Source organism: Asanoa siamensis, from assembly GCF_016862555.1.
GTDB classification, from domain to species: domain Bacteria; phylum Actinomycetota; class Actinomycetes; order Mycobacteriales; family Micromonosporaceae; genus Asanoa; species Asanoa siamensis.
This window is the reverse complement of sequence record NZ_BONE01000055.1, coordinates 1-24900: the sequence shown is the minus strand read 5'-3', so window position 1 is coordinate 24900 and position 24900 is coordinate 1. Positions and strand designations below refer to the sequence as shown.

25 protein-coding genes are annotated in these 24900 nt (G+C 72.0%); 18 read left to right on the top strand and 7 right to left on the bottom strand.

The window, feature by feature from the left end; genetic code table 11:
- The first annotated feature begins 7 nt into the window (after positions 1 to 7).
- From Asi02nite_RS28480 to Asi02nite_RS28470, 3 genes are read left to right on the top strand one after another with little or no spacing between them, the layout of a single operon-like run.
- Positions 8 to 1627 (top strand): fatty acid--CoA ligase, encoded by a 1620-nt coding sequence (locus Asi02nite_RS28480; protein ID WP_203717034.1) that lies wholly within the window; start codon positions 8 to 10, stop codon positions 1625 to 1627.
- Between the two features lie 36 nt (positions 1628 to 1663).
- Positions 1664 to 1915 carry a type II toxin-antitoxin system TacA family antitoxin gene (locus Asi02nite_RS28475; RefSeq protein ID WP_203717032.1) on the top strand — a complete coding sequence of 84 codons (252 nt, stop codon included), beginning with the start codon at positions 1664 to 1666 and terminating at the stop codon, positions 1913 to 1915.
- Positions 1912 to 2409 carry a GNAT family N-acetyltransferase gene (locus tag Asi02nite_RS28470; RefSeq protein WP_203717031.1) on the top strand — a complete coding sequence of 166 codons (498 nt, stop codon included), beginning with the start codon at positions 1912 to 1914 and terminating at the stop codon, positions 2407 to 2409. Before Asi02nite_RS28475 ends, Asi02nite_RS28470 begins: the two co-directional genes overlap by 4 nt.
- A gap of 165 nt (positions 2410 to 2574) precedes the next feature.
- On the opposite strand, the gene ku is transcribed toward Asi02nite_RS28470, so the two are convergent.
- On the bottom strand, positions 2575 to 3546 hold the full coding sequence (gene ku / locus Asi02nite_RS28465; protein WP_203717029.1) for a non-homologous end joining protein Ku: 972 nt from the start codon (positions 3544 to 3546) through the stop codon (positions 2575 to 2577).
- Positions 3547 to 3660: 114 nt separating this feature from the next.
- On the opposite strand from ku, the gene ligD (Asi02nite_RS28460) reads away from it, so the two are divergent.
- Together ligD (Asi02nite_RS28460) and ligD (Asi02nite_RS28455) are read left to right on the top strand one after the other, a co-directional pair.
- Positions 3661 to 4605, top strand: coding sequence for a non-homologous end-joining DNA ligase (gene ligD / locus Asi02nite_RS28460; protein ID WP_203717027.1), 945 nt, complete (start codon positions 3661 to 3663; stop codon positions 4603 to 4605).
- Entirely contained in the window at positions 4598 to 5563 is a 966-nt protein-coding gene (gene ligD, locus Asi02nite_RS28455) for a non-homologous end-joining DNA ligase (RefSeq protein ID WP_203717025.1), read from the top strand. Before ligD (Asi02nite_RS28460) ends, ligD (Asi02nite_RS28455) begins: the two co-directional genes overlap by 8 nt.
- On the opposite strand, the gene Asi02nite_RS28450 is transcribed toward ligD (Asi02nite_RS28455), so the two are convergent.
- The gene (locus Asi02nite_RS28450; protein ID WP_203717024.1) at positions 5560 to 7200 is read right to left on the bottom strand and encodes a DNA repair helicase XPB; all 1641 of its coding nucleotides are present in this window, start codon (positions 7198 to 7200) and stop codon (positions 5560 to 5562) included. The genes ligD (Asi02nite_RS28455) and Asi02nite_RS28450 overlap by 4 nt on opposite strands.
- 128 nt (positions 7201 to 7328) lie before the next feature.
- Between Asi02nite_RS28450 and Asi02nite_RS28445 the strand changes: the two genes are divergently transcribed.
- The 4 genes from Asi02nite_RS28445 (at position 7329) to Asi02nite_RS28430 (ending at position 11176) form a co-directional block, all read left to right on the top strand.
- On the top strand, positions 7329 to 8189 hold the full coding sequence (locus Asi02nite_RS28445) for a L,D-transpeptidase family protein (RefSeq protein WP_203717022.1): 861 nt from the start codon (positions 7329 to 7331) through the stop codon (positions 8187 to 8189).
- A gap of 31 nt (positions 8190 to 8220) precedes the next feature.
- Complete coding sequence (locus Asi02nite_RS28440) at positions 8221 to 8439, top strand: hypothetical protein (protein ID WP_203717020.1); 219 nt, start codon at positions 8221 to 8223, stop codon at positions 8437 to 8439.
- A gap of 70 nt (positions 8440 to 8509) precedes the next feature.
- Positions 8510 to 9280 (top strand): ABC transporter ATP-binding protein, encoded by a 771-nt coding sequence (locus Asi02nite_RS28435; protein WP_239127187.1) that lies wholly within the window; start codon positions 8510 to 8512, stop codon positions 9278 to 9280.
- Positions 9281 to 9283: 3 nt separating this feature from the next.
- A complete protein-coding gene (locus Asi02nite_RS28430) occupies positions 9284 to 11176 on the top strand; it encodes an FtsX-like permease family protein (RefSeq protein ID WP_203717018.1) in 1893 nt (630 codons plus the stop codon).
- 146 nt (positions 11177 to 11322) lie between these two features.
- On the opposite strand, the gene Asi02nite_RS28425 is transcribed toward Asi02nite_RS28430, so the two are convergent.
- The gene (locus Asi02nite_RS28425; protein WP_203717017.1) at positions 11323 to 13734 is read right to left on the bottom strand and encodes a helicase-associated domain-containing protein; all 2412 of its coding nucleotides are present in this window, start codon (positions 13732 to 13734) and stop codon (positions 11323 to 11325) included.
- Positions 13735 to 13793: 59 nt separating this feature from the next.
- Here Asi02nite_RS28425 and Asi02nite_RS28420 point away from each other — a divergent pair, with 59 nt between their 5' ends.
- Both Asi02nite_RS28420 and Asi02nite_RS28415 read left to right on the top strand, forming a co-directional pair.
- The gene (locus Asi02nite_RS28420; RefSeq protein WP_275410398.1) at positions 13794 to 14405 is read left to right on the top strand and encodes an HAD family hydrolase; all 612 of its coding nucleotides are present in this window, start codon (positions 13794 to 13796) and stop codon (positions 14403 to 14405) included.
- Between the two features lie 37 nt (positions 14406 to 14442).
- Positions 14443 to 14829 (top strand): cold-shock protein, encoded by a 387-nt coding sequence (locus tag Asi02nite_RS28415; RefSeq protein ID WP_203717016.1) that lies wholly within the window; start codon positions 14443 to 14445, stop codon positions 14827 to 14829.
- Here Asi02nite_RS28415 and Asi02nite_RS28410 read toward each other — a convergent pair.
- Genes Asi02nite_RS28410 through Asi02nite_RS28400 form a run of 3 tightly spaced genes read right to left on the bottom strand, consistent with a single transcriptional unit; the run spans position 14790 to position 17919 of the window.
- Positions 14790 to 15623: a 1,4-dihydroxy-6-naphtoate synthase gene (locus Asi02nite_RS28410; protein WP_203717015.1), complete on the bottom strand. Its 834-nt coding sequence runs from the start codon at positions 15621 to 15623 to the stop codon at positions 14790 to 14792. The two genes, Asi02nite_RS28415 and Asi02nite_RS28410, sit on opposite strands and share 40 nt — an antisense overlap.
- 5 nt (positions 15624 to 15628) lie before the next feature.
- A complete protein-coding gene (locus Asi02nite_RS28405; RefSeq protein ID WP_203717092.1) occupies positions 15629 to 16258 on the bottom strand; it encodes a futalosine hydrolase in 630 nt (209 codons plus the stop codon).
- Positions 16255 to 17919, bottom strand: a complete 1665-nt coding sequence (locus Asi02nite_RS28400) for an MFS transporter (RefSeq protein WP_203717014.1) — start codon at positions 17917 to 17919, stop codon at positions 16255 to 16257. Before Asi02nite_RS28400 ends, Asi02nite_RS28405 begins: the two co-directional genes overlap by 4 nt.
- 45 nt (positions 17920 to 17964) lie before the next feature.
- On the opposite strand from Asi02nite_RS28400, the gene Asi02nite_RS28395 reads away from it, so the two are divergent.
- The gene (locus Asi02nite_RS28395) at positions 17965 to 18741 is read left to right on the top strand and encodes a DUF3027 domain-containing protein (RefSeq protein WP_373312342.1); all 777 of its coding nucleotides are present in this window, start codon (positions 17965 to 17967) and stop codon (positions 18739 to 18741) included.
- Here the strand turns inward: Asi02nite_RS28395 and Asi02nite_RS28390 are convergent.
- Entirely contained in the window at positions 18705 to 18974 is a 270-nt protein-coding gene (locus Asi02nite_RS28390; protein WP_203717012.1) for a DUF2530 domain-containing protein, read from the bottom strand. The two genes, Asi02nite_RS28395 and Asi02nite_RS28390, sit on opposite strands and share 37 nt — an antisense overlap.
- 163 nt (positions 18975 to 19137) lie before the next feature.
- Here Asi02nite_RS28390 and Asi02nite_RS28385 point away from each other — a divergent pair, with 163 nt between their 5' ends.
- The 6 genes from Asi02nite_RS28385 to thpR all read left to right on the top strand — a co-directional run bounded on the left by Asi02nite_RS28385 (position 19138) and on the right by thpR (position 24596).
- Positions 19138 to 20610, top strand: a complete 1473-nt coding sequence (locus Asi02nite_RS28385; RefSeq protein ID WP_203717011.1) for an NCS2 family permease — start codon at positions 19138 to 19140, stop codon at positions 20608 to 20610.
- A 53-nt stretch (positions 20611 to 20663) separates the two neighbouring features.
- The gene (locus Asi02nite_RS28380) at positions 20664 to 21113 is read left to right on the top strand and encodes a MarR family winged helix-turn-helix transcriptional regulator (RefSeq protein WP_203717009.1); all 450 of its coding nucleotides are present in this window, start codon (positions 20664 to 20666) and stop codon (positions 21111 to 21113) included.
- 231 nt (positions 21114 to 21344) lie between these two features.
- A complete protein-coding gene (locus Asi02nite_RS28375) occupies positions 21345 to 22640 on the top strand; it encodes an MFS transporter (RefSeq protein WP_203717008.1) in 1296 nt (431 codons plus the stop codon).
- 32 nt (positions 22641 to 22672) lie between these two features.
- Complete coding sequence (locus Asi02nite_RS28370; RefSeq protein WP_203717007.1) at positions 22673 to 23419, top strand: maleylpyruvate isomerase family mycothiol-dependent enzyme; 747 nt, start codon at positions 22673 to 22675, stop codon at positions 23417 to 23419.
- Between the two features lie 98 nt (positions 23420 to 23517).
- Positions 23518 to 24018, top strand: a complete 501-nt coding sequence (locus Asi02nite_RS28365) for a hypothetical protein (protein WP_239127184.1) — start codon at positions 23518 to 23520, stop codon at positions 24016 to 24018.
- On the top strand, positions 24015 to 24596 hold the full coding sequence (thpR, locus tag Asi02nite_RS28360) for an RNA 2',3'-cyclic phosphodiesterase (protein WP_203717005.1): 582 nt from the start codon (positions 24015 to 24017) through the stop codon (positions 24594 to 24596). Before Asi02nite_RS28365 ends, thpR begins: the two co-directional genes overlap by 4 nt.
- The last annotated feature ends 304 nt before the right edge of the window (positions 24597 to 24900 follow it).

Below are 24900 nucleotides of genomic sequence, written 5' to 3'. Positions count from 1 at the left end.
TGATGCTATGCGCAGCACGATGATGGACGCCCCCCTGCTCGTCTCCCGCATCCTCGAGCACGGCGCGACCGTGCACGGTGCCGCCGAGGTGGTGACGTGGACAGGCGCCGAACCCAGGCGGATGACGTACGCCGAGGTCGGCGCCGCCGCGGCCCAGCTCGCCCACGCCCTGCGTGACGAGCTGGGCGTGACCGGCGACCAGCGCGTCGGCACCTTCATGTGGAACAACGGCGAGCACCTGGTCGCCTACTTCGCGGTGCCGAGCATGGGCGCGGTGCTGCACACGCTCAACATCCGGCTGTTCCCCGACCAGGTGTCCTACATCGCCAACCACGCGCAGGATCGCGTGGTCATCGTCGACACGACGCTGATCCCGTTGCTGGCCAAGGTGCTGCCGCAGATGTCCACTGTGGAGCATGTGGTGGTGGTCGGGGGCGGCGACCCCGCGCCGCTGGCGGGCCGGGTGACGATCCACCACTGGGACGAGCTGCTGGCGGGGCGGCCGACGACGTACGACTGGCCGCTCGTCGACGAACGCGACGCGGCCGCGCTCTGCTACACGTCGGGCACGACGGGCAACCCGAAGGGCGTCGCGTACTCGCACCGGTCCATCTGGCTGCACTCCATGGAGGTGTGCATGCCGGAGGCGTTCGGCCTGGCCTCCACCGACCGCGAGCTGGCCATCGTGCCGATGTTCCACGCGATGTCGTGGGGCATCCCGTTCGCCGCGTTCATGTCCGGCGCGTCGCTGATCATGCCGGACCGGTTCCTCCAGGGTGAGCCGATCGCGGCCATGATCAAGGCGCTGCAGCCCACCAAGGCCGGCGCGGTGCCGACGATCTGGAACGACGTGCTCGGCCACCTGGAGCCCGGGTCGGCTCTGCGCGAGGCCATCGTCGGCGGCTCGGCGTGCCCGCCCGCGTTGATGGACGCGTACGCGGAGCGGTTCGGCATCGAGATCGTGCACGCCTGGGGCATGACCGAGATGTCGCCGCTCGGCTCGGTGTCGCGGCCGCCGGCCGGGGTGACCGGCGAGGCGTTGCTGCCCTATCGCGACAGCCAGGGCCGTTTCCCGGCGGGGGTCCAGGCCCGGATCATCGGCCCGCTGGGCGAGCAGGTCCCGGCCGACGGCGAGTCGGTGGGCGAGTTGGAGGTCCGCGGCCCGTGGGTGACCGCCCACTACCTGGGCGAGGACGAGCCCGACCCGGAGAAGTTCCGCGACGGCTGGCTGCGCACGGGCGACGTGGGCACCCTGTCGCCGGACGGCTATCTGACGCTGACCGACCGCGCGAAGGACGTCATCAAGTCCGGCGGCGAGTGGATCTCGTCGGTCGAGCTGGAAAATGTGCTGATGGCGCACCCGGCGGTGCTGGAGGCCTGCGTGGTCGGGGTCCCCGACGACCGCTGGGACGAACGCCCGCTGGCCACGGTGGTCCTCCGCCCGGACGCGACCGCGACCCCCGACGAGCTGCGCGCGTTCCTGGCCGACCGGGTGCCGAGGTGGCAGTTGCCGGAGCGCTGGAGCTTCATCGAGGCGGTCCCGAAGACCTCGGTGGGCAAGTTCGACAAGAAGCGGGTACGCGCGGACTACGCCGACGGTGCCCTGGAGGTCAGCACCCTGGAGTGACGTGAGGGGTTGCGCTCCTGTGCAAGGGTTTCCCGCATGAGCGAGCGGTTGCACCTGCGCGTCGAGCCCGGGCAGAAAGCGCTGCTCGAGGCGGCGAGCGAGGCCACCGGCACGTCGCTGGAGACGTTCGTGGTGTCCGCAGCCACCGAGGCCGCGGCCACCATGCTCGCCGACCCGCGGCTGTTCCTGCTGGACGAGGCCGGCTGGCGGGTCTTCGACGACGCGCTCGCCCGCCCGGCGGTGGCCGTCTGGGGCCCGCCCGAGCTGCTCGACCCCGACCGCCGGTGAGCGTCGCGGTGCCGCTGACCGCGGCGCACCCGGTCGGCGGCTTCGACTGCGGATCGGCCGGGCAGTCACGGTGGCTGGTCGAGCAGGCGCTGCTGCAGCAACGGGCCGGCCGGTGCCGGGTCTACGTGGTCCCGGGGGCGCAGCGGGTGGTGGGCTACTACGCGCTGGCGGCGGGCAGCGTCGCACCGGCGTCGGTGCCGCGGCGGCTGGCCCGGGACCGGGCCCGCTTTCGCCACCCGGTGCTGATGGTGACGCGCCTCGGCGTGGACAGGTCGGTACGCCGCACGGGCCTGGGACGAGCCCTGGTAGCGGACGCACTGCACAGGATCGCGGCGGCGGCGGAGCCGACAGGCATCCGCGCGGCGCTGCTCCGCTGCGACTCGATCGCGGCCCGCGACTTCTACCTGCACCTGGCGGCGTTCGAGCCGAGCCCCACCAACCCGATGCACCTGCTGCTATCGGTCAAGGACCTCCACCTCGCCCTGCGGCGCTGAATCGCTCGGGCGTGCGGTTCAACCGGCAAGTGACGGTAGCCTGCCTTGCCCGCTGCTGACCTACCTCGCCGCATAGGCCGCAGCTTCGCGCAGGCTTCGGCCGCGGTCGACGCATTACGAGTGCGTCGGTCCCCGGATTACACGCGCGTCGGCCCCTCCGCCGGCCTAGGCGGACTTGCGGGTCGTCTTCTTCGCTGCCGTCTTTTTCGCGGGCTCCGCCTTCTTGGCCGCCGCCTTCTTCGCCGGGGTCGCCTTCTTCGCCGCCGGCTCGGCCTTCTTCGTGGCCGACTTCTTCGCCGCCGTGATCGGGGTGGCCGGGCGGGCCTCGCCCTCGTCCTCCTCGTCGGCCGGGGCCTCGCCGCGCGCCGCGCGGGCGCGTTCGACCGAGGCCTTCAGCGCCGCCATCAGGTCGACCGCCGCCGACGGGGCCTCCTCGGCCTCCTCCGGGGCGACGATTTCCCGGCCCTCGACCTTCGCGTCGATGACCTCCTGGAGCGCCGCGCGGTAGTCGTCGGTGAAGGCGTCCGGGACGAAGTTGCCCGCCATCGAGTCGATCAGCGAGCTGGCCATCGCGAGCTCCGGCGGGCGTACCGAGATGTCCTCGTCCAGGAACCCGAAGTCGGCCTTGCGGATCTCGTCGGGCCACAACATGGTGTTGAGCAGCAGCACGCCGTCGCGGACCCGCAGGGTCGCGAGTTGCTCCCGCTGGCGCAGGGCGACCTTGACGATCGCCACCCGGTCGGAGTCGGACAAGGCGTCCCTGAGCAGGACATACGGCTTGGTCGCCGTGCCCTCGGGCTCCATGAAATAGGCCTTGTTGTAGAGGATCGGGTCGACCTGGTCGGCCGGCACGAACTCCAGCACGTCGATCGCCCGCGACGTCGTGAGTGGCAGGTCGGCGAAGTCCTCGTCACTGAGGATGACCATCTCGCCGCCGCCGATGTCGTAGCCCTTGGCGATGTCGTCGTAGGTGACCTCTTCGCCGCAGACCGAGCAGGTGCGCTTGTAGCGGATCCGGCCGCCGTCGTCCCGGTGCACCTGGTGGAACCGGATGTCCTTTTCCTCGGTCGCCGAATAGAGCCGAACCGCGATCGACACTAGGCCGAACGATACGGCGCCCTTCCAGATTGCGCGCATGTCGCTCCCATCGTGCTCCGGAACCCCCGCCGCCGGATAGCAGCCCAGTCACGGACCATGCTCGCACCGTTGCCATGCTTCTGACCAGCGCGGCTTGCCCCTAAGGTAAAGGGCGTGCCGGGGGCACCGATCAAACCGATGCTGGCCACCACGGGTGAGCTGCCGGCCGGTGGCGACTGGATTTACGAGTTCAAATGGGACGGCGTACGCGCGATCGCCGATATCTCCGACGGGAATCGGCGGTTGTGGGCACGCTCCGGCGCGGAGATCACCGCCGCCTATCCGGAGCTCGCCGGGCTCGCCGACGCCACCGGCGACGCGCTGTTCGACGGCGAGGTCGTCGTGTTCGATCAACAGGGCATTCCGTCGTTCACGCAGCTCGCCGAGCGAATGCACGTGCGCGACAAGGCCCGCGCCGCGCGGCTGGCCGCCACTCTCCCGATCACCTACATGATCTTCGACCTGCTCCGCCTCGACGGCGAGGATCTCACCGGGCTCCCGCTCACGCAGCGCCGCGCGGCGCTCGACGGCCTCGGGCTGGGCGCACCCCGCTGGGCCGTCCCGCCCACCTTCACCGACGGCGAGGCGACGCTGGCCGCCGCGGAGGAATACCACTTGGAGGGCGTGGTCGCCAAGCGCGCCGGGTCGATCTACCGCGCGGGGCTCCGTACCCCCGACTGGGTCAAGGTCAAGTTGGAGAGCACCGCCGAGTTCGTGATCGGCGGCTGGCGCCCCGGGGTCCGTAAGATCGGCGGACTGCTGGTCGGCACGCCGACCGACGGCGGCCTCGCGTTCCGGGGCCGGGTCGGTGGCGGGATCAGCGCCGCGGCGGAGCGGGCGCTGCTCACGGTGCTCGAGCCGCGCGTCACGAAGGCCAGCCCGTTCGTCACCGGTGACCAATCCGTGCCGCGCGAGGATGCCCGCGGCGCAATCTGGGTAAAGCCTGACATCGTGCTAGAAGTGCGATATGGCCAGCGGACACCCGACGGACGCCTCCGGTTCCCGCGGTACCTCCGCCTGCGCCCCGACCTGACGGCGGAGGACGTGACGGATGGTTAAGCAGAGCCGGATCCGGGTCGACGTCGAGGGCCAGGAGGTGGAGCTGTCCAATCTGGACAAGGTGCTCTTTCCCGCGGCCGGGTTCACCAAGGGCGAGGTGATCCACTACTACACCCAGATGGGGCCCTATCTCCTGCCGCACCTGCGGGACCGCGCGCTGACCCGGATCCGCTACCCCAACGGCGTCGACGGGCCCAGCTTCTTCGAGAAGAATGCGCCCGCCGGCACCCCGAAGTTCGTGCGGCTCAAGCGGTTGCCCACGCCCGGCTCCAGTCAGGGCCGGGAGACGATCGACTTCGTGGTCTGCGACGACCTCGCCACGCTGGTCTGGGTGGCCAACATGGCCGGCCTGGAGCTGCACACTCCACAGTGGCGCATCGGGCGGAGCAAGGAGCCCAAGCCGGACCTGCTGGTCGTCGACCTCGACCCGGGTGCGCCTGCCGGCCTCGCCGAGTGCGCCGAGGTGGCGGCGCTGCTGCGGGAGCGGCTGGCCCAGGACGGCATCGACAGCTACCCCAAGACGTCGGGCAAGAAGGGCATGCAGCTCTGCTGCCCGATCGCCGGCACGCAGCCGGCCGACATCGTCACCGGCTACGCGAAGGTGATCGCCGAGGAGCTGGAGAAGGCCCATCCCAAAGTGATCACCTCGAAGATGGCCAAGAACCTGCGCCCCGGCAAGGTGTTCATCGACTGGAGCCAGAACAACGCCGCCAAGACCACGGTCGCGCCCTACTCGCTGCGCGCGCAGCCGACACCGACCGTCTCCACGCCGCTGACCTGGGACGAGATCGAGGACGGCGCGGTACGCCAGTTCACGGCGAGCGAGGTGCTCGAACGCGTCGAAGAGTTCGGCGACCTGCTGGCCCCACTGCTGGAGAAGGGCCCACGGGTGCCCAACAGCCCGCCGGCGACGGGCCCCCGGGTCCCCGAGCGCCCGTCGGCCGGCCGCACGCGTTAGGCGAGCACGTCGTCGGCGTCCACAATGGTGTACGCGTAGCCCTGCTCGGCCAGGAATCGCTGCCGGTGCGCGGCATATTCCGTGTCGATCGTGTCCCGGGACACCACCGTGTAGAAGTGCGCCTGCCGCCCGTCGGACTTCGGTCGCAGCACCCGACCCAACCGCTGCGCCTCCTCCTGGCGTGACCCGAACGTGCCCGACACCTGGATCGCCACCGCCGCCTCGGGCAGGTCGATCGAGAAGTTGCCGACCTTCGAGATGACCAGCGTCGGGATCTCGCCGGACCGGAACGCGTCGAACAGCCGCTCGCGCTCCTTGTTGGTGGTGGCGCCCTGCACGATCGGCGCGTCGAGGTAGTCGCCGATCTGGTGCAACTGCTCGATGTAGGCCCCGATCACCAGCGTCTGCTCGCCGCGGTGCTTCTCGACCAGGGCGCGCACGACCGGCAGCTTGGTGCGCGCCGTCGCCGCCGCGCGGTAGCGCTCGTCGGTCTCCGCCGTCGCGTACGCCATGCGCTCCTCGTCGGTGAGGGTGACCCGCACCTCGATGCACTCGGCCGGCGCGATCCAGCCCTGGGCCTCGATGTCCTTCCACGGCGCGTCGTAGCGCTTCGGGCCGATCAGCGAGAACACGTCGCCCTCGCGGCCGTCCTCGCGGACCAGCGTCGCGGTCAGCCCGAGCCGGCGGCGGGCCTGCAGGTCGGCGGTGAACCGGAAGATCGGCGCGGGCAGCAGGTGCACCTCGTCGTAGATGACCAGCCCCCAGTCGCGGGCGCCGAACAGGTCGAGGTGGGCGAACTGGCCGTTGCGCCGGGTGGTCAGCACCTGGTAGGTCGCGATGGTGACCGGGCGGATCTCCTTGCGCTCGCCCGAGTATTCGCCGATCTCCTCCTCGGTCAGCGACGTCCGCGCGATCAACTCGCGCTTCCACTGCCGGCCCGCGACCGTGTTGGTGACCAGGATCAGCGTGGTCGCCTTGGCCTCGGCCATCGCGGCCGCGCCGACCAGCGTCTTGCCGGCGCCGCAGGGCAGCACGACGACGCCGGAGCCGCCGGCCCAGAACGACTGGACGGCCTCCTCCTGGTAGGAGCGCAGGTGCCAGCCGTCCTGGGCGAGGCCGATCTCGTGCGCCTCGCCGTCGACGTACCCGGCCAGGTCTTCCGCCGGCCAGCCGAGCTTGAGCAGCGCCTGCTTGAGCCGGCCGCGCTCGGAGGGGTGCACCGCGATGGTGTCGTCGTCGATCTTGTTGCCGAGCATGCCGGCCAGCTTCTTGCTCTTGGCCACCTCGATCAGCACCACCCGGTCGGTGGCCTGCAGCACGAGGCCGTGGGTGGGGTGGTTGAGCAGGCGCAGCCGGCCGTAGCGGTCCATCGTCTCGGCGACGTCGACCAGCAGCGAGTGCGGCACCGGGTAGCGGGAGAACTTGATCAGCGCGTCCACCACGCCCTCGGCGTCGTGGCCGGCGGCCCGGGCGTTCCACAGGCCCAGCGGGGTGAGCCGGTAGGTGTGTACGTGTTCCGGTGAGCGTTCGAGCTCGGCGAACGGCGCGATGGCCATCCGGCAGGCGACCGTGTCTGGGTGGTCGACCTCGAGCAACAGGGTCTTGTCGGACTGGACGATCAACGGGCCGTCGTTCACGCGGGCACTCCCCGGAATGGCTGGAAGGCGACCCTCCAGTGTTGCACGGAAGAAATCGCCGGGCGATCCGCAACCAACGAAGGTTCCCGCACGTCTATGAAACGACGACAGCTCTGGGGAGGGCCTCGATGCACGGTGTGCGCGCAACGACCATGCGTCTCGTCACTGTCGCTGTCGTCGCGGTGGTCGGTGCCGGCGCGTGTTCGTTCGCGCCGTCGCAGTCGCCGGTGGCGGGTGGGGATCCGGTGCCGGTCAGTGCGACGGGCGCAACGGGGGCGAGCGGCCCGCCGGACCCGACTGCCACGCCTACGCCGGCCCCAATTCCGGAGAAAACCACCCAAAAGCCGAAGCCGCCGCCGGCCAAGCCCAAGACGAAGCCCAAGCCCAAGCCGGCGGGCTGCCCCACGGGTGAGCGGCAGCGCGAGGTGGAGACGGCCCTTACCGATCTTGGCTCGTTCGGCACGCTCACCGTCGACGGCAAGCAGTCGGCTTCCGACTGCGCGGCGATCAAGCGCTTCCAGCAGCGGTTCGGCATCTCGCCCGCCGAGGGCCGGGCCGGCCCGACCACGGCGAGCGTCGCGAAGCGGCTGGCGGCGACCGACCCGCGTAAGTGCAAGGCGGGCAAGGGCCTGACCTTCTGCGTCGACCTGACCAACCAGACCGTGCTCGCGATCCGCGACGGCAAGGTCATCCTCGGGCCGACGGTGACCCGCACGGGGATGGCCGGCGGCTACCAGACGCCCGCCGGCAACTACAAGATCAACTTCCGCAACATCAAGGAATGGTCGGACCCGTACGAGGTCTGGCTGCCGTACTGGCAGCACTTCGTGGCCGGGATGGGCTTCCACGAGACGACCACCTACATCCACAACGGCGCGATCGGCTCGCACGGCTGCGTCAACCTGCTCCCGTCCGACGCCCGCAAACTGTGGAGCCTGGGCAAGAACGGCACACCGGTCCACGTGTACGGGCGGCGCCCCGGCACCTAGCGGGCCGGCTGCGCGGGTGTCACTCTGGTGTATGGACATCGATGAGTCGGAGCGCGTGGTCGAGCCCGTTTCCCGGCTCGCCGTCGTGTCGTACGCGTTGCTGGTCGTGTTCCTGATCGCCTGGTTCTTCTATGGCTGGCTCGTGCTGCGCCAGGGCCTGATCGCCTCGATCGGCGAGTCGGCGGGCACCGGCTTCGCCACCCTGGTCGTCATCTCGATCATCGGCAGCATTCGGCGAGCCAAGGGTTAGGCCAGCCCTACCGGCAAGATGCCGGGACGCGTGACTGATTTCGGGCGTTTCCGCCGGTGGAATTGTCTGCGTGGACACACAGACGACACGAGTGCCGGCGGACTCGCCGGTCGCGGCCGCGCCGGCGGTCGAGCTGCAGGGAGTTTCCCGGGTGTACGGCAAGCAGGCCGCTGCCGTGCGCGCTCTGGACAATGTGGACATCAGCTTCCCGGCCGGCTCCTGGACAGCGGTGATGGGGCCGTCCGGGTCGGGCAAGTCGACGCTGCTGCACTGCGCCGCCGGGCTCGAGACGGTCAGCTCCGGGCAGGTGCGGATCGCGGGCCACGACATCACCGGCGCCTCGGACGCCGAGCTGACCCGGCTGCGCCGTACCGGCGTCGGTTTCGTCTTCCAGAGTTTCAACCTGATCGGCGCCCTGACGGCCGAGCAGAACGTGGCGATGCCGCTGCGGCTGGCGGGGCGGCGCCCGAAGCGTCGCGAGGTACGCGAGGTGCTCGCCGCCGTCGGCCTCGCCGACCGGGTGCGGCACCGGCCCGCCGAGCTGTCCGGCGGCCAGCAGCAGCGCGTCGCGATCGCCCGCGCGATGGTCACCCGGCCCGCCGTGCTCTTCGCCGACGAGCCGACCGGGGCGCTGGACACCAAGTCTGCGCGGGTCGTGCTGCGGATGCTGCGCGAGATGGTCGACACCCGCGCCCAGACGATCGTCATGGTCACCCACGACCCGGCCGCCGCGGCGAGCGCCGACCGGGTGGTCTTCCTCGGCGACGGGCGCGTCGTCGACGCCCTGGACCGGCCGACCACCCGCGAGGTCGCCGACCGGCTCGCCCGCTGGGAGGGCTGAGCGATGCTGCTGCTGGCATTGCGTACGTTCCGCGACCGCTGGCCGGTCTTCGTCGGCGCGATCGTCACCGTCTGCCTGGGTGTGGCGCTGGTGCAGTCGTCGCTGCTGACGCTGGTGTCGGCGGCCACGGCCAAGGTGCCGCCCGGGCTGTCCGCGGCCGAGGCGCGGGCGACGGGCGACGGGTACGCCGCCGCGATCACGCTGCTCGGCATGACGCTGGGCCTGGCCTTCTTCGTCGCGATCTTCGTGGTCAGCTCGACGTTCGCGTTCACCGTGGCGCAGCGCCGCCGCGACCTCGCCCTGCTCCGGATGACCGGCGCCGGCCGAGGTCAGGTGCGCACGCTGCTGGTCGGTGAGGCCTTGCTGCTGGGCATCATCGGCTCCGCGCTGGGGATCGCGCTCGGCCTGCCCGTCATGCGGCTGCAGGGCACGATGCTGACCACGTTCGAACTCGCGCCGCCCGGGTTCACGGGGGAATGGCGGTCCTGGATCGTCTACGTCTCCGCGGGTACGGGCATCGGCGTCGCGGTGCTCGGCGTGCTGACCGCGTCGCGGCGGGCGTCCCGGGTGCGGCCGCTGGAGGCGCTGCGTGACCTGGGCGGGGCCGCGCGGGTGATGACGGCGTCCCGGTGGGTGATCGGCCTGATCTTCCTGGCCGGCAGCATCGCGCTGCTGATCCTGGTGCCGGCCGTGGGCGGTGAGGCGGCCCTGCCGCTCTCGATCAACGCCACGTTCACGCTGGTGACCGCGTTCGCGCTGTTCGCACCGCTGGTCGTACCCGTGGTGGCGGCTCCGTTCGGTGCCCTGTTCCGCGGTCGGCTCGGGGTGCTGGCGCACGCCAACCTGCGCAACGGCGTGCGGCGCAGCGCGTCGACGGCGGCGCCGATCATGGTGCTGGTCGCGTTCGTCGTGGGCATGGCCGGCATGACCGGGACGATGAGCGAGGCGGGGCGGCTGGAGACGGTTCGGGACCTGCGGGCCGATCTGGTGCTCGACACCCCCGGGTCGGCGCTCGACCGGGTGGTGGGCGCGCCGGGGGTGACCGCGGTGTCCGAGGAGGCGCCGGTCAGCTTCGACATCGCGGAGACGGGGGATCCCGACGGCCTGGAGTGGGAGTCGACGAGCGGGATCGCGGTCGACCCGGCGGCGTACGCGGTCACCCACAGGGTGGCGCCGACGGCCGGCGACGTGGCCGACCTGCGGGGGGCGACGATCGCGCTGACCCCGAGCGCGGCGAGCGGGTTCCGGGTGGGTGACCTCGTGCCGGTGCGTCTCGCGGGTGGCCCGGCTTCGCTGCGGGTGGTCGCGCTGCTGCCGGACACCCTGGTCGGCCCGGCGGCGCTGCTGCCGGCCGACCTGATGCCGGACGGCCCGCGCCGCTACGTGGTGCGGACGAGCGACCCGGCGGCGGCCGGCGCGGCCTTGGCGGGGGTCGGCCAGGTGTCGACGACCGCGCAGTTCATCGCGGAGGCCAACAGCGAGCAACAGAAGATCAGCACGAACATCATGGTGGCGCTGCTGGGCATGGCGATGGTCTACACGGTGATCGCAATGATCAACGCGGTGGTCATCGCGGCCTCGGACCGCCGCGCGGAGTTCGCGGCGGCGCGGGTCACGGGCTTGACCCGCGGCCAGGTGGTAGCGGCGGCGCTGGCGGAGTCGCTGGCCGTGGTGGCGATCGGGGTGCTGCTCGGCGCGGTCTCGGCGATCGGCACGATCTTCGGAATGGCCTCGGCGGTCCGCGACATGGTGGGGGTCGGGGTGGTCACGGTGCCGTGGTCGATGATCGGCGCGGTGGTGGTGTTGGCGACGGTTGTGGTGGGTTTGACCAGCGTGCTGACGTCGTTGTCGGCGACCCGCACGCCGGCGATCCGGTTGGTCGCGGCCCGCGACTAGGCCGTCCTTGCGTGCATAGCCCGGATGCCGGTGACGGCATCCGGGCTCGCGCCTCTCCGGACACCGCTCGGCCGGTGGGTTGGGGTGGGCGCCCACCCCGTCGGCGACGGCTGCGGACCACTCGCCGGCCAGTACGGCGGCACCGCCTAGTCCAAGACCGCCGCCGTGATGCGGTGTAGGGCGAACGTGTGCAGCATCTCCGTGCGCTCGTCCTCGGCCCGCAGATACCCCGCGCCGATCGAGACCGGGCGGACCAGGCGTGACGTCGTCGAGCCGTGCGCGTCGACGTACCCGACCCAGACCAGCGCCTTGTCCCGGATCGCCTGCTGCAGCACCGCCAACGCCTGCGTGTGGGTCTGCACCGCCACCGGCCCGCTGCCGTTGCCCGGTCGCACCGCGGCCGGCGCCCGCCGCGCCGTGCGGGCCGCCGCGTCGCCGCGCCGGATCTGCTCGACGATGCCGAGCAGCCGCGGCGGCGTGAGCTGCACCCCCGCGATCGCGTCCACCGGCCCCGCCGCGCCCAGCCGGGCCAACCCCGTGCCGCGCGCGGGCGCCCGGCGGACCTTCGCCCGCCCCCGTACCGTCGCACCGGTCGCGTCCTCGGGCACCGGCGCGTACCCGGCCTCCCGCAGTTCCTGCAGCATCCGCGCGCTCGCCATCGGGGTGACCAGCACCGTCGGCGCCAGCCTGCGCAGCACCAGCCCCGCCAGCCGGCGGTCGGCCAGCACTTCCGCGACCAGCGCCTCGTCGTCGCTGCGCAGGTAGGACCCGGCGCCCCCGACGCGGAGGCCGCCGTGGCGGCGGGCCACGTCGTCGATCAGGTAGGTCAGGGCCTGGGGCACCGGCGTACGCGACCGGCGGCGGAACAGGGCGTGCAGGTCGTCGGCGGCGAAGCCGGTGTCCAGCGCGTGCCGGACGGCCTCCGGCGTCACCCGGTAGACGCTCGCCCCGCCGGCCGACTCGGGCTCGGCCACGACCTCCAGCTCGGCGGCCAGGTCGGGCTCCGGCGGGCCGGGCACCACGACGCTGAGGTCGGCCTGCAGCAGGAAGTGGTCGACGGGCGCGGGCAGCAGGGCGTCGAGCACCGCGACCGCGCTCGGCGGGTCGTCGGGTGACACCCCGGGCGTACGCGTGCCCAGCGGATCGGCCGCCGCCCGCTCGTCGTGGCCCAGCTCGGCGGCGTCGTCGGCGAGCAGCGCCCGGCCCTGCGCCGTCAGCGCGCCCAGGCCGGTGACGCCGAGCAGCGCCGCCTCGGTCAGCACCTCGCGGTAGGCGCTCTCCCGGCCGCGGGTGCGCCGCGGCGCCGCCCAGTCGAGCCGGGCGAGCAGCTCGTCGGCGCTCGGCGCGATCCCGGGCTTCTGCTCGGCCAGGATGCCCAGCACGGCCCGCCGGGCGGCCGGCGCGCCGGACCGCTCGACCTCGGGCGCCAGCACGGTGATCGGGCGGTCCCGCTCGTCGCGCTGGTTGACCAGGCCCGGCTGGCGGGTCATGGTCAGCCACGCGGTGGCGAGGTCGGTCCAGCGGCGCGCGATCGACGAGGCGCGCCACGCGTCGAAGCGGGCGGTCGGCAGCACCTGGGTCTCCGGGGCGGGCCGGCCGACCGGCGCCGCGTGCGCCTCGGCCTCGCCGGTGAGCCCGGCGGCGTACGCGGCCTCCAGCAGGGTCGCCGCCGTGGCCTCGTCGACGCCGGCCGACCGGGCCAGCCGGCGTAGCTCGCGGACCCCGAGGCCGCCGGAGCGCAGCACCGCGGCGGGTTCGGCCTCCAAGGCCAACAAGAGCGACTCGGCGTGCCGGACGGCGTCCATCGCCTGGCCCGCGCCGGCCGAGTCGGCGGCCTTGGGCTCGCGGGAGGTCGCGTCGACGGCCGGTGGCGCGGGGTGCAGCGGGCCGAGCGGGCCGGTGTCGCGGCGCAGCAGCAGCCCGACCTCCCGGGGCAGCTCGAAGCCGCCGCTGGGCACGGCCACGAGCAGCGCGTTGTCGACCAGCCAGCGGACGGGCGAGCCGGCCTCGCCGCCACCGGCCAGGGTGCCGACGGGCGGGCCGGCCGCGAGCCGGTCGAGCACCGCGCGGGCCTGCGGCGGGGCGGCGAGCACCGTGCGGCGCAGCCGGGCCGGGTCGGCGACGAGCTCGGCGGCGGGGGCGTCGAGCAGGGCGGCGGGCCGCCCGAGCCCGGCCGGGTACGGGGAGCTGACCTCGTCCACCCCGGTGGCCACGGAGAGCGCGTTCTCGGGGCCGTAGAGCACGAACCGGGCACGGAGCCGGTCGACCGCCGCGCGGACGGCCGCCCGGTCGGCGCCGGCGGCCAGCGTGTGGATCGCCTCCAGGCTCGTGGTGCCGTCGGAGGCCGCCCGGCTCAGCCGCGCCGCGTCGAGGATCTCCAGCGTGAACCGGTCGAAGCCGTCGAGCACGCGGGCGATCGACATCCGTGACTGGGCACGCAGCGCCAGGGCGGCCAGGTCGGACGGCACCGGGACGACCAGATCCGGACGCATGCGCAGCAAAGCCGCGAGCGCCTCGTCGGGGAGCGACCGGAGTTGGTCGACGAGCATGGTGGTCATCGCCTTCCCACGCTATACGCCGAGGCCCGCGCCGCCGAGCGTGTGCGACCATCGGGCAGGTGATCAACGTCGGGTTCGACTTCGATATGACCCTCGCCGACACCCGCCCCGGCATCGCGGCGACCTTCCGCGAGCTCACCGCCGTCACGGGCACCTATGTGGACGAGCAGGCCGCCATCGCGCGGCTGGGCCCGCCGCTGCGGACCGAGCTCGCCTACTGGTTCCCGCCGGAGGAGATCGAGTCGGCGGTCACCACCTACCGCGCCCTGTACGAGCGCCACGCGATCGAGCCGACCGTCCTGCTGCCGGGTGCCCGGGCGGCCGTCGAGGCCGTACGCGCGGGAAGTGGTCGTGTGGTGGTCGTCACGTCGAAGCTCGGTCGGCTGGCCGAACTGCACCTGCGCCACCTGGGCCTGGATGTCGACGCGGTGGCGGGCGACCTCTTCGCGGAGGGCAAGGCGGCGGCGATCACCGAGCACGACTGCGGGGTGTACGTGGGTGACCACGTCGCCGACATGGTCGCCGCGCGTACGGCCGGGGTGCCCGGTGTTGCCGTGACGACCGGCCCCTGCTCCCCCGAAGAGTTGACCGCGGCCGGCGCCCGGTTGGTTCTACCCGATCTCCGGGAATTCCCGGCGGCGCTTCCGGGTCTGGTCCAGCTAGCCTTGTGACGTCAGTTAGTCGGGTACGAATGTCAGTGAGGTTGCAGTGCCGACCGGTCGAGTGAAGTGGTTCGACGCGACCAAGGGATACGGGTTCGTCACCAGTGACGAGGGTGGCGACGTCTTCCTGCCCAAGGCCGCGTTGCCGGCTGGTGTCACCGACCTCAAGGGCGGTCAGCGGATCGAGTTCGGCCTGGTCGACAGCCGCAAGGGCGCCCAGGCGATGGGCGTCAAGCTGATCGACGCCCCGCCGTCGATGACCGAGCTGCGCCGCCGCCCCGCCGACGAGCTGCAGAGCATGGTCGAAGACATGATCAAGGTGCTCGAGGCCCGGGTGCAGCCTGACCTGCGCCGCGGTCGCTTCCCCGACAAGAAGACCTCGCAGCAGGTCGCTCAACTACTCCACGCGGTCGCCCGCGAGCTGGAGATCTGAGGCACCAGCCCCGCGGCGGCGGCCCGGCCGAGCAGGGCGTCGATGGCCTGGCGGCCCTCGGTGCCCAGGTCCTCGGTGAACTCGTTCACGTAGAGGCCGATGTGCTGGTCGACCACGTCCTGCTCCATCTCCTGGGCGTGGGCGAGCACGTAGTCGCGGCTGGCCGACGGGTCGGCCCAGGCCTGGCGCACCGAGGCGCGGATCCACTCCGTGGCGGCCGCCGGGTCGACGGTGCCGCGCTTGGCGAGGATCGCGCCCAGCGGGATCGGCAGGCCGGTGTCGCCCTCCCACCACTCGCCGAGATCGACCAGGGCGGTCAGGCCGTGCCGGGGATAGGTGAACCGCGCCTCGTGGATGACCAGGCCCGCGTCGTACCGGCCCGCCGCCACCGCCGGCATGATCTCGTGGAACGGGACGACTTCGATCGCGGCCGGTCGCTGGCCCTGCGCCCAGAGCCGGAAGAGCAGGTAGGCGGTGGTGCGGTCGCCGGGCACCGCGACCCGGGCGCCGTCGAGGTCGCGCGGGCCGTCCTGCCGGGTCAGCACCAGCGGGCCGCAACCGCGCCCCAGCGCGCCGCCGCACGGCAGCAACTCGTAGTCGTCCAGCAGCCAGGGCAGTGCGGCGTAACTGACCTTCACCAGGTCGTACGCGCCGGTCTCCGCCGCCGTGTTGGTGACGTCGACGTCCGCGAAGGTGACCTCGACCGGTGGCGCGCCAGGCACCAGCCCGTGGGCGAGCGCGTGGAACACGAAGGTGTCGTTGGGGCACGGCGAGAAGGCCAGCGAGAGCGCCATACGGGTCACGCTAGCCCCAGGGTTTCCCCCACCTCGGTGAGGGCGGCCAGCGCCGCCGGGATCCGCCAGGCCGCCCGATCGCGCGGACCGATCACATTGGAGACGGTCCTGACCTCGGCGAACGGCAGTCCGGCGGCCGCGCACGCGACGCCGTAGCCCTCCATGCCCTCGGCCACCGCGTCGGGGAACCGAGTGGCGAGCGCCTCGGTCGACGCGGCCGTGCCCGTGACGGTGCTCACGGTCAGCACGGTGCCCACGGCGGCGCCGGGCAGGGCGGCGCGCAAGGTCTTCACCAGACCCGCGTCGGCCTCGACCACGGCCGTGCCGAAGCCGAGATCGTCGATCGGCAGGAAGCCGTCGGGGCTCTCCGCGCCGAGATCAGCCGCGACGCTGCGGGTGGCGATCGCCGTGCCGCCGACCTCGACGCGCCCGGCGAAGCCGCCGCCGATGCCCAGACAGACCACGCCGGTGTACGGGCGACCGCCGGCTTCGGCCACGGCGAGCAACCGGGCGGTGCCGGCGGCGGCCGCGGCGGGACCGACCCCGACGGCGGCGACGGTGAGCCGGCCGTCGACGCCGGCCCGGACGGCCGCGGCCTCGGGTTCGACGGCCGTGACCAGGAGCAACCCGGTCACGCCGGCGGGCCCGCGGTGTCGCGCCACGGGTCCTCGCCGGGCCCGTCGACCGGGTTGCTGGGCCGGTAGACGTGGTAGCCCGGCGGTGCCACGACGGTGGTGCTGCCGCTCTCGGCCGGTTCGGCCCGCTCCTCCTCGGGCCGCGACCGGCGCCACCAGCGCCGGCCCCCGGCACGGGGCATCTCGGCGGTGGGCGCCTCGGCCCGCGGCGCGGGCGGGGTCTGCGGGGCCGGCCGTCGCGGTTCGGTCGGCATCGGGCGGGTGGGCGGCTCGTCGAGCGCCTCCTCGACCACCGCGTCACCCACGTCGAACCGGCCGTGCAGCCGCTCCTTGCGCAGCTTGCCGGCGACCATCACCCCGCGCAGCGCCGCCAGCGCCATCAGGGCGGCCAGCAGGCCCACGCCGACCCGGCCGGTGACCGGCACCAGGCCCAGCCCGCCGCCGGCCACGAAGGCCAGCATCAGCACGGTCTCGGAGTGTGCGAACGCGCTGGCCCGCAGCCGCTCCGGCACCCGTTCCTGGATCGTCGCGTCGTTGGCCAGCTTCGCGATGCCGCTCATCACGGCCGTGACAAGGCAGAGCAGGGCCACCATGGCCAGCGAGAAGCCGATCGTGGTGAGCACCGCGAGGCCCGCCGTGATGACCAGGCCGCTGGACTGCAGGGCCACCGGCCGGTGTATTCGCAGCCGGGTGCCGACGGCGGTGGCCAGGAACGTGCCGACGCCGAGCGCGGCGCCCATCACGCTCAGCGCGAAGCCGTCGCTGATGTCGCGGCCGAACAGGGTCGTGTCGAGATAGCCGCCCTTCACCGCGAACGCGAGGAAGAGCAGGAGGAAGCCGTAGAACAGCCGGAGGGTGGCGCTGCCGATCAGGGTCGCGATCACCAGCCGGCCGGAGAGCGGCCGGTCGCCGTTGCGGCGCAGGGCGCCGAAGACGGCCGCTATCGGCCGCGGCACCTGCTCCGGCGGGTCGGAGTCGGCCCGGCCGGGCAGCCGCAGCGAGATCACCATGCCGACCAGGAAGATCACGGCGGCGATCCGCAGCGGCCATTGCGGGCCGATGGCGAACGCGGCGACACCGATCGGGGCGGCTATCGCACCGGCCACCGTGCCGTAGATGCTCGCCCGGGCACCCGCCTGGGACAGGCCGAGCCCTTCCGGCAACAGCCGGGGGACGGCCGCCGATCTGGCCACGCCGTACGCCCGGGAAAGGGCGAGGACGCCGAACGCGGCCGGATAGAGCGCGAGTGAGTCGGTGTTGTCGGCCACCGCCCAGACCAGGAAGGCCCGGCCGAGGAACGTGGCCGCCAGGGCCCACCGCCGGCCGTGCCGGAAGTGGTCGAGCAGCGGCCCGACCACCGGCGCCAGCAACGCGAACGGGATCATGGTGACGAGCAGGTAGAGCGCGACCTTGGTGCGCGCCTCGCCGAGGGGGACGTCGAAGAAGATCGTGCCGGCCAGGCCGATCGTGATCAGCGTGTCGCCGGCGCAGGAGGCGGCGTGCAGGTCGAACAGCCGCATCATGCCGGTTTCGCCCCGGGCGCCCTTGGATCGGGCGGTTCCGACGCCGCGTCGCACACCCCGACTGACCAGGCGGCCACCCTTGACGGTCGTGCCGAGAAAACGGCCGAGCGTCGACGCGGTGCGGCTTATCAGCGGCATGCGCCCCATCCTCTCCCATCCCGGTGTCGGCGGCCCACACGCGTAGTGAAGAATGTCAGGGTGACCAGGAGTGCCGCCGTGCGATCCGCGAAGCTCGACCAGGTCTGTGCCGCGGCCGTCGACCTCGCCCGGTCGGCGGTCACCGAGGTCGACGCGGCGGAGGTCGGCGCCCACCTCGATGCGGTTGCTGAGGGCGAGCGGCTGGTCACCCACTACTTTGCCTGCGAAATGCCCGGATACCGCGGTTGGCGCTGGGCCGTCACTGTGACTCGGGTCTCCCGCAGCAAGCACGTGACGGTCTGCGACACCGTGCTGCTGCCCGGGCCCGACGCGCTGCTCGCCCCGGGCTGGGTGCCCTGGCAGGACCGCCTGCAGCCCGGTGACCTGGGCGTCGGCGACCTGCTGCTGACCCCGGCCGACGACGACCGGCTGGTCCCCGGCTACACGCTCTCCGACGACCCGGCGGTCGACGACGTCGCCTGGGAGCTGGGCCTCGGCCGCCCCCGGGTCATGTCGAAAGAGGGCCGGGAAGAGACGGCGCAGCGCTGGTACGACGGCGACCACGGTCCCGACGCGGCCATCTCCACCGCCGCCCCGTCGGCCGCCCGCTGCGTGAGCTGCGGTTTCTACCTACCGCTGGCCGGCTCGCTGCGTCAGTCGTTCGGGGTGTGCGGCAACATGTTCGCCCCCGACGACGGCCGGGCGGTCAGCTCCGACCACGGCTGCGGCGCCCACTCCGAGGCGCTGGCCGAGAGCGCCTCGCCCGCGGACGAGCTGCCGACCGTCTACGACGACGGCGAGGTCGAGTCGGTCGACGACTGAGCCGCGGCCGCGCGCCGCCGGCGCCGGTTGGCGTCGTGGCGCAGCATGACGGCCAGGCCCGGGAAACCGAGCACGAACCCGGCAAGGCAGGTCCAGAGCCAGTTTTCGCGCCCGTCGCGGAAAAAGGCGAGCACCACGAGGCCGATAACGGCCCAAATGATGATCCCGCCCACCGCGAACGGCACCATCGGCGGGTCTAGCGGTGCGACGCGCGGTTGTTGCTGGTCAGCCACTCGAAAAGGGTAACCAGGAAGATCTTTCGGTGGAACACCGCCTGTGGCAGTATGCCCAGGTCACATCGATGATCTCCGTGGGGATCCCGATCATGAGCGAGCGGAGCGCGCGCGGCAGTCTCAGTCGAGGGCCGGCAGGCGACGCGTCGCGAGAGGCAACGGCATGACGGCACCGACCACGACGCAGGCGACGACGCCCGGCGAGCCGCGCAGCGGGTTCGACCGCTACTTCTCCATCAGCGCCCGCGGGTCCACCGTCGGGCGGGAGATCCGCGGCGGGTTCGCGACGTTCTTCACCATGGCGTACATCGTCGTGTTGAACCCGCTGATCCTCGGCAGCGCGACCGACGCCACCGGCGCCCACCTCGCCATCGCCGCGATCGCCGCCGCGACCGCGCTGGTCGCCGGAGTGATGACGATCCTGATGGGCGTCGTGGCCCGCTTCCCGCTCGCGCTGGCGGCCGGCCTCGGCGTCAACGCCATGGTCGCGTACGAGATCGCCCCGCAGATGACCTGGGCCGACGCGATGGGTCTGGTGGTCATCGAGGGTCTGCTGATCGCCGTACTCGTGCTCACCGGTCTGCGGGAGAGCATCTTCCGCTCGGTGCCGACCCAGCTCAAGGCGGCCATCGGCGTCGGCATCGGGCTGTTCCTGACGATCATCGGGCTGGTCGACGCGGGCTTCGTGCGGCGCATCCCCGACATCGCCGGCACCACGGTGCCGGTGGGGCTGGGCATCAACGGCCGGCTGATCACCTGGCCGGCGCTCGTGTTCGTGTTCGCCCTGCTGCTGACGATCGTGCTGTTCGTGCGCCGGGTCCGCGGGGCCATCCTGATCGGCATCCTGTCGGCGACCGTGCTCGCGATCATCGTCGAGGCGATCGGCAAGATCGGCCCGTCGTTCGTGGACGGCAAGCCCAACCCGAGCGGCTGGTCGCTGAACGTACCGGCGCTGCCGGACAAGATCGTCGACGTGCCCGACCTGTCGCTGCTGGGCAAGTTCAACGTGTTCGACTCGTGGGAGCGCGCCGGCGTGCTGGTCGTGCTCATGCTGATCTTCACCCTGCTGATCACCGACTTCTTCGACACGATGGGCACGATGGTCGCGGTGGGCCAGGAGGGCGGGCTGCTCGACCAGGACGGCATGCCCCCGCGTACCCGGGAGATCCTGCTCGTCGACTCGGTCGCGGCCGCCGCCGGCGGCGCGGCCAGCGTGTCCAGCAACACGTCCTACATCGAGAGCGCGTCGGGTGTCGCCGAGGGGGCCCGGACCGGCGTGGCCAACCTCGTCACCGGCGGCCTGTTCCTGCTCGCGATGTTCATCGCCCCGCTGGTCACGGTGGTGCCGTTCGAGGCGGCGTCGGCCGCGCTGGTGATCGTCGGCTTCCTGATGATGACCGCGGTGCGCGGCATCGACTGGACCGACTACGAGATCGCCGTGCCAGCGTTTCTGACGATCGTGCTGATGCCGTTCACCTACTCGATCTCCGTCGGCATCGGGGCCGGGATCATCTCGTACGTGGTGATCAAGCTCGCCGTCGGCAAGGCACGTGCGGTTCACCCCATCTTGTACGCCGTCGCGGCACTGTTCGTGGTCTACTTCCTGCGTGGCCCGATCGAGACGCTGATCTCGTGACCAGGGCCATACTTCGTAGTTGTTAGCCGGGCTCATTAGTTAAGCTAAGGATCGTGACGGAGCAGGTGGTGGCGGCGAAGCGCGTCTCGGTGACGCAACTGGCCTCATCGCTGCGCGACGCGATCACCCGGTTCAACCGGCGGGTCAGGCAGACCCGTCCGGTCGGCGACCTGACGGTTACCCAACTCTCCGCGCTGACCAGCCTGCAACTGGCCGGCGCGCTGTCCCCCCGGGAACTGGCCGACGCCGAACGAGTCCAGCCGCCGACGATGACCAAGATCGTGGCCAAGCTGGAAGAGCGCGGGCTGGTGCAACGCACCCCGCACCCGACCGACGGGCGCCAGGTCATCCTGGCCGCCACCGAGGCGGGTCGGGCGATCCTTGCCCAGCACGAGCGGGCCCGTGACGAGTGGTTGGCCCCTCGCCTCGCCGCACTCACCCCGGAGGAGCGCGAGACGCTTCGCCGGGCCGCGGAGATCCTGCAAAAGGTCGCGCGCGCCTGAACCGGCCCGCGCCCGCTTCGTCCCAGGTCCGATCCGACGGATCAGCAAGGCCTGCGACGGGCCCAGGCGCCGCCTGGCGGCGTCCCGGGATCACCCGGATACGACACCGGTATCCGGGCAATCCCGGGCCACCACCAGACGACTCCTGGACTCCGTCTCGGCTCGCCCTGATCCGTCGGATCGGCCCTGGTGGATGACGCGTACGCGGATCTCTTAGGAGGCGCAACACCCTTGCGGGCCCGGCTCAACACCACGTTCCAGTCCCTCCAGGTGAGGAACTACCGGCTCTTCGCGCTCGGTCAGCTCGTGAAGCTGATCGGCGTCTGGATGATGTTCACCACGCAGGACTGGCTCGTCTTCCTGTTGGGTGGCACCGCGGCGCAACTCGGCATCGTCACGGCCCTGCAGTTCACGCCGGTGCTGGCGCTCACGCTGCTGTCCGGGCGGCTCGCCGACCGCTACGACAAGCGCAGGATCCTGTTCGTCGCGAACGCGGCCTGGACGTTGCTGTGCGTGCTGTTCAGCGTGCTGGTGGTCAGCGGGGCCGTGGAGCTGTGGCACGTCTACGTGTTCGCGTTCCTGCTGGGCGTGGCCTCCGCCGTCGAGACGCCGGTGCGGCAGTCCTTCGTCTCGGAGCTGGTGGAGACCCGGCTGCTGCCGAACGCGCTGGGGCTCTCGGCCGCGACCTTCAACAGCGCCCGGGTGATCGGGCCGTCCCTCGCCGGTGTCGCGATCGCGCTGTTCGACGTGGGCCCGGTGTTCGTACTCAGCGCGGTCCTGGCCATTGCTCCTCTCGTGTGTCTGTTCCGGATGCGGCCCGGGGAGCTCTATCGTCCGGAGGTGGCGCCGGCCGGTGCGCGGGAGCCGGCGCGGGTCGTCGACGGTCTGCGGTATGTCCGTCAACGGCAGGACCTGCTGCTCCCCATGGTGCTGATGAGCATCCTGGCCTTCACGCTCTTCAACTTCCCGGTGACGCTGCAGGCCCTGGCGAAGACCGGCTTCAACACCGGAGCGGCGTCGTTCGGCCTGTTCACCACCGCGGTCGGCCTGGGCGCGTTGGTGGGTGCGCTCGTCGGGGGTACGCGGCGCGCCCGGCCGTCGGTCTACACCGTGATCGGCTCGGCGATGGCGTTCAGCGGGCTCGCGATCGTGGTCGGCGTCCTGCCCCTGTACTGGCTGGTGGTCGTCGCCCTCGTACCCACCGGTTTCTTCATGGTCTTCTTCGCACAAGCGGCGAACCAGCGGATCCAACTGGGTACGGATGCCGCGTTCCGTGGGCGGGTTATGGCGCTTTGGGTTTTCGTGTTCATGGGGGTGAACCCGGTGTCCGGGCCGCTGGTCGGATGGCTCGCCGATCACGCCGGTGCCGGCCCCGCGATCTGGATGGGCGGCGTGGCCGCGCTGGCCGCGACGTCGGGCGCCCTGGTCGTGCAGTTGCGGCACAGCGGGAGCCGGCTGCGAATGCGCCTGCGGCCGGTGCCGCGGGTCCAGATCGTGCCGGCTGTCGCGGGCGCCGAACGGGCCTGAATCTGTCGTACCCGTCTGCTTGGCTGTCCGCCATGACCCGCGAGATGTTTCTCCGGTCCATCGAGGCCGATTTCGACGCACTGCGCGCGGCCGCCGTCGACCCCGCGGCGGCCGTGCCGTCCTGTCCGGGGTGGACGGTCGACGACCTGCTCGACCACGTGGCCCACGTCTACCTGCACAAGGTCGAGACGATGCGGCGCGGCGCGCTACCCGAGCGGTGGCCGCCGTCACCGACCGGCGAGCCGTCCCTGGTGTTGCTGGACCGGGCCTTCGCCGAGCTGCTGGCCGAGTTCGCGCGCCGGCCCGACGACGAGAAATGTCCGACGTGGCACGAGCCGGACCAGACCGTCGGCTTCTGGGTCCGCCGGATGGCGCAGGAGACGGTGATCCACCGAGTCGACGCCGAGCTGGCGGCGGGCAGGCCGATCACGCCGATCCCGGCCGAGCTGGCCGGCGACGGCATCGCCGAGGTGCTCGAGGTCTTCCTGTCCTTCGCGACGCGGCAGTGGCCGGAAGACTTCGGCGACCTGCTGACGGCTCCCAATGACCAGGCCGTGCTGGTCAGCGCCGCGGGCGCCCGCTGGCTGGTGCGCCTCGCGGGCGGCGCGGTCGAGGTGGTGCCGCCGACCGCTGGTCAGGCGATGGCCCAGGTGTCGGGCAGCCCGCACGACGTGCTGCTGTGGCTTTGGCGCCGGGTGGGCGACAGCGCGGTGCGGGTGGAGGGAGATGCCGCTGCGGTGGCCCGCCTCCGCGCCCTGCTGGAAGGAGCCACACAATGATCAGCACGAATGCGCCGACCCGCGAATGTGGCCGGTCGGTGCACCAAATGAAACCCAAATCGGTGGCGATCGCTGCCGGACGCGCATAGCGTCGAAGGGTGGCGATTCCGCACACACTCGTGCTGGCTGTGGCGATCCTGACCTTGTTGTGTCTGCCCGCCATCGTCGCCGCGATCGTGTGCGCCGACGAGCTGATCGAGCGCGCGGCCCGCGCGCTTCACCAGGCTCGGCTCGTGCGCCGCGAGCGCCGCGACATCAGCCGGCTCGACCGCTCGATGGGCGAGCTGTCCGTCGAGGTCGAGCTCCCGACGGCCGACGAGCCGGAACGCCCGACCATCGAGCAGATCGCCGCTGACCTGCAACGCCTGGGCCGCCAACGCCTGGGGGTGGCGCAACGCTCACAGGTGTGGCAGACGGCAGTGCTGCGCGCCTATGACGAGCAGCTCCGACTGGCCTGCTCGTGCCTGGGCGTGACCGAGCACCTGAGCGAGCTGGTGGGCGTCGACCTGGAGATCGAACGCGTCCGGGTGGAGGGCGAGCTGCAACTGGCCGGCATGACGCTCCCGACCGCGGACGCGGAACGCCGCGAGCAGCGGTGAGGCTGTTCGTCGCCGCCTACCCCGCACCGGAAGCGGTGGCCAACCTGGCCACGTTCGTGGCGTCGCTGCGGGTGGGCCGGGCGTTCGCGGCGGGCACCAACACGCGCCTCGCCCGCCCCGAGACCTATCACCTGACGCTCGCCTTCCTGGGAGATGTCGCCGACGAACGCCTGGCGGACGTGGAGACGGCGATCGGCCGAGGTGTGGACGGTTACGCGGCCCAGTCGTCCCGATCTGTCCCCGAGCTGGCGCTGGCCGGCGGCGGCCGCTTCGGTCGGGGTGCCTTCACCCTGATGTGGGTAGGCGTGACCGGCGACCTTGCCCCGATACGCTCACTACACAGATCGTTGCGCCGGGAACTGAAGCGCGCACGCTTCCCGTACGACGAGCGCCCCTGGAAGCCGCACCTGACGATCGCGAGACCGGGCGACCGCATCCCCCGCGTGGACCTGAACGAAGACCGAGAGTCCCTGAACACCTACGCGGGTCCGACGTGGCCGGTCACCGAGATCCTGCTGATGCGCAGCCACCTGGGCCCGAACCCGACCTACGAACGCCTGACCAACTGGCTCCTGTAACAAGAACTGGCCGGTCAGGTTCCCGTTTCCGGGCTTGTAGCTTGAGGGCCGGTTGGGTCCTGGATTTGTGTCCCCGTGAGCCGGTCGGGTTCTGTCCTGACCTGTCGGTTCGGGGCCGCATCTGCACCGTCCCGGACCCGTCGGTTTCGGGCCGGTCGGGTTCGGTCCGCATTTGTAACTTGCGGCACGGCTGGGTTCGGTCTCGGGCTTGTAGCTTCCGGGCGGGTTGGGTGCGGTCCGGACCTGTAGCTTGCGGGCCGCTTGGGCTCCGTCCTCGACCGTGGCTTTGCGGCCGGTTGGGCTA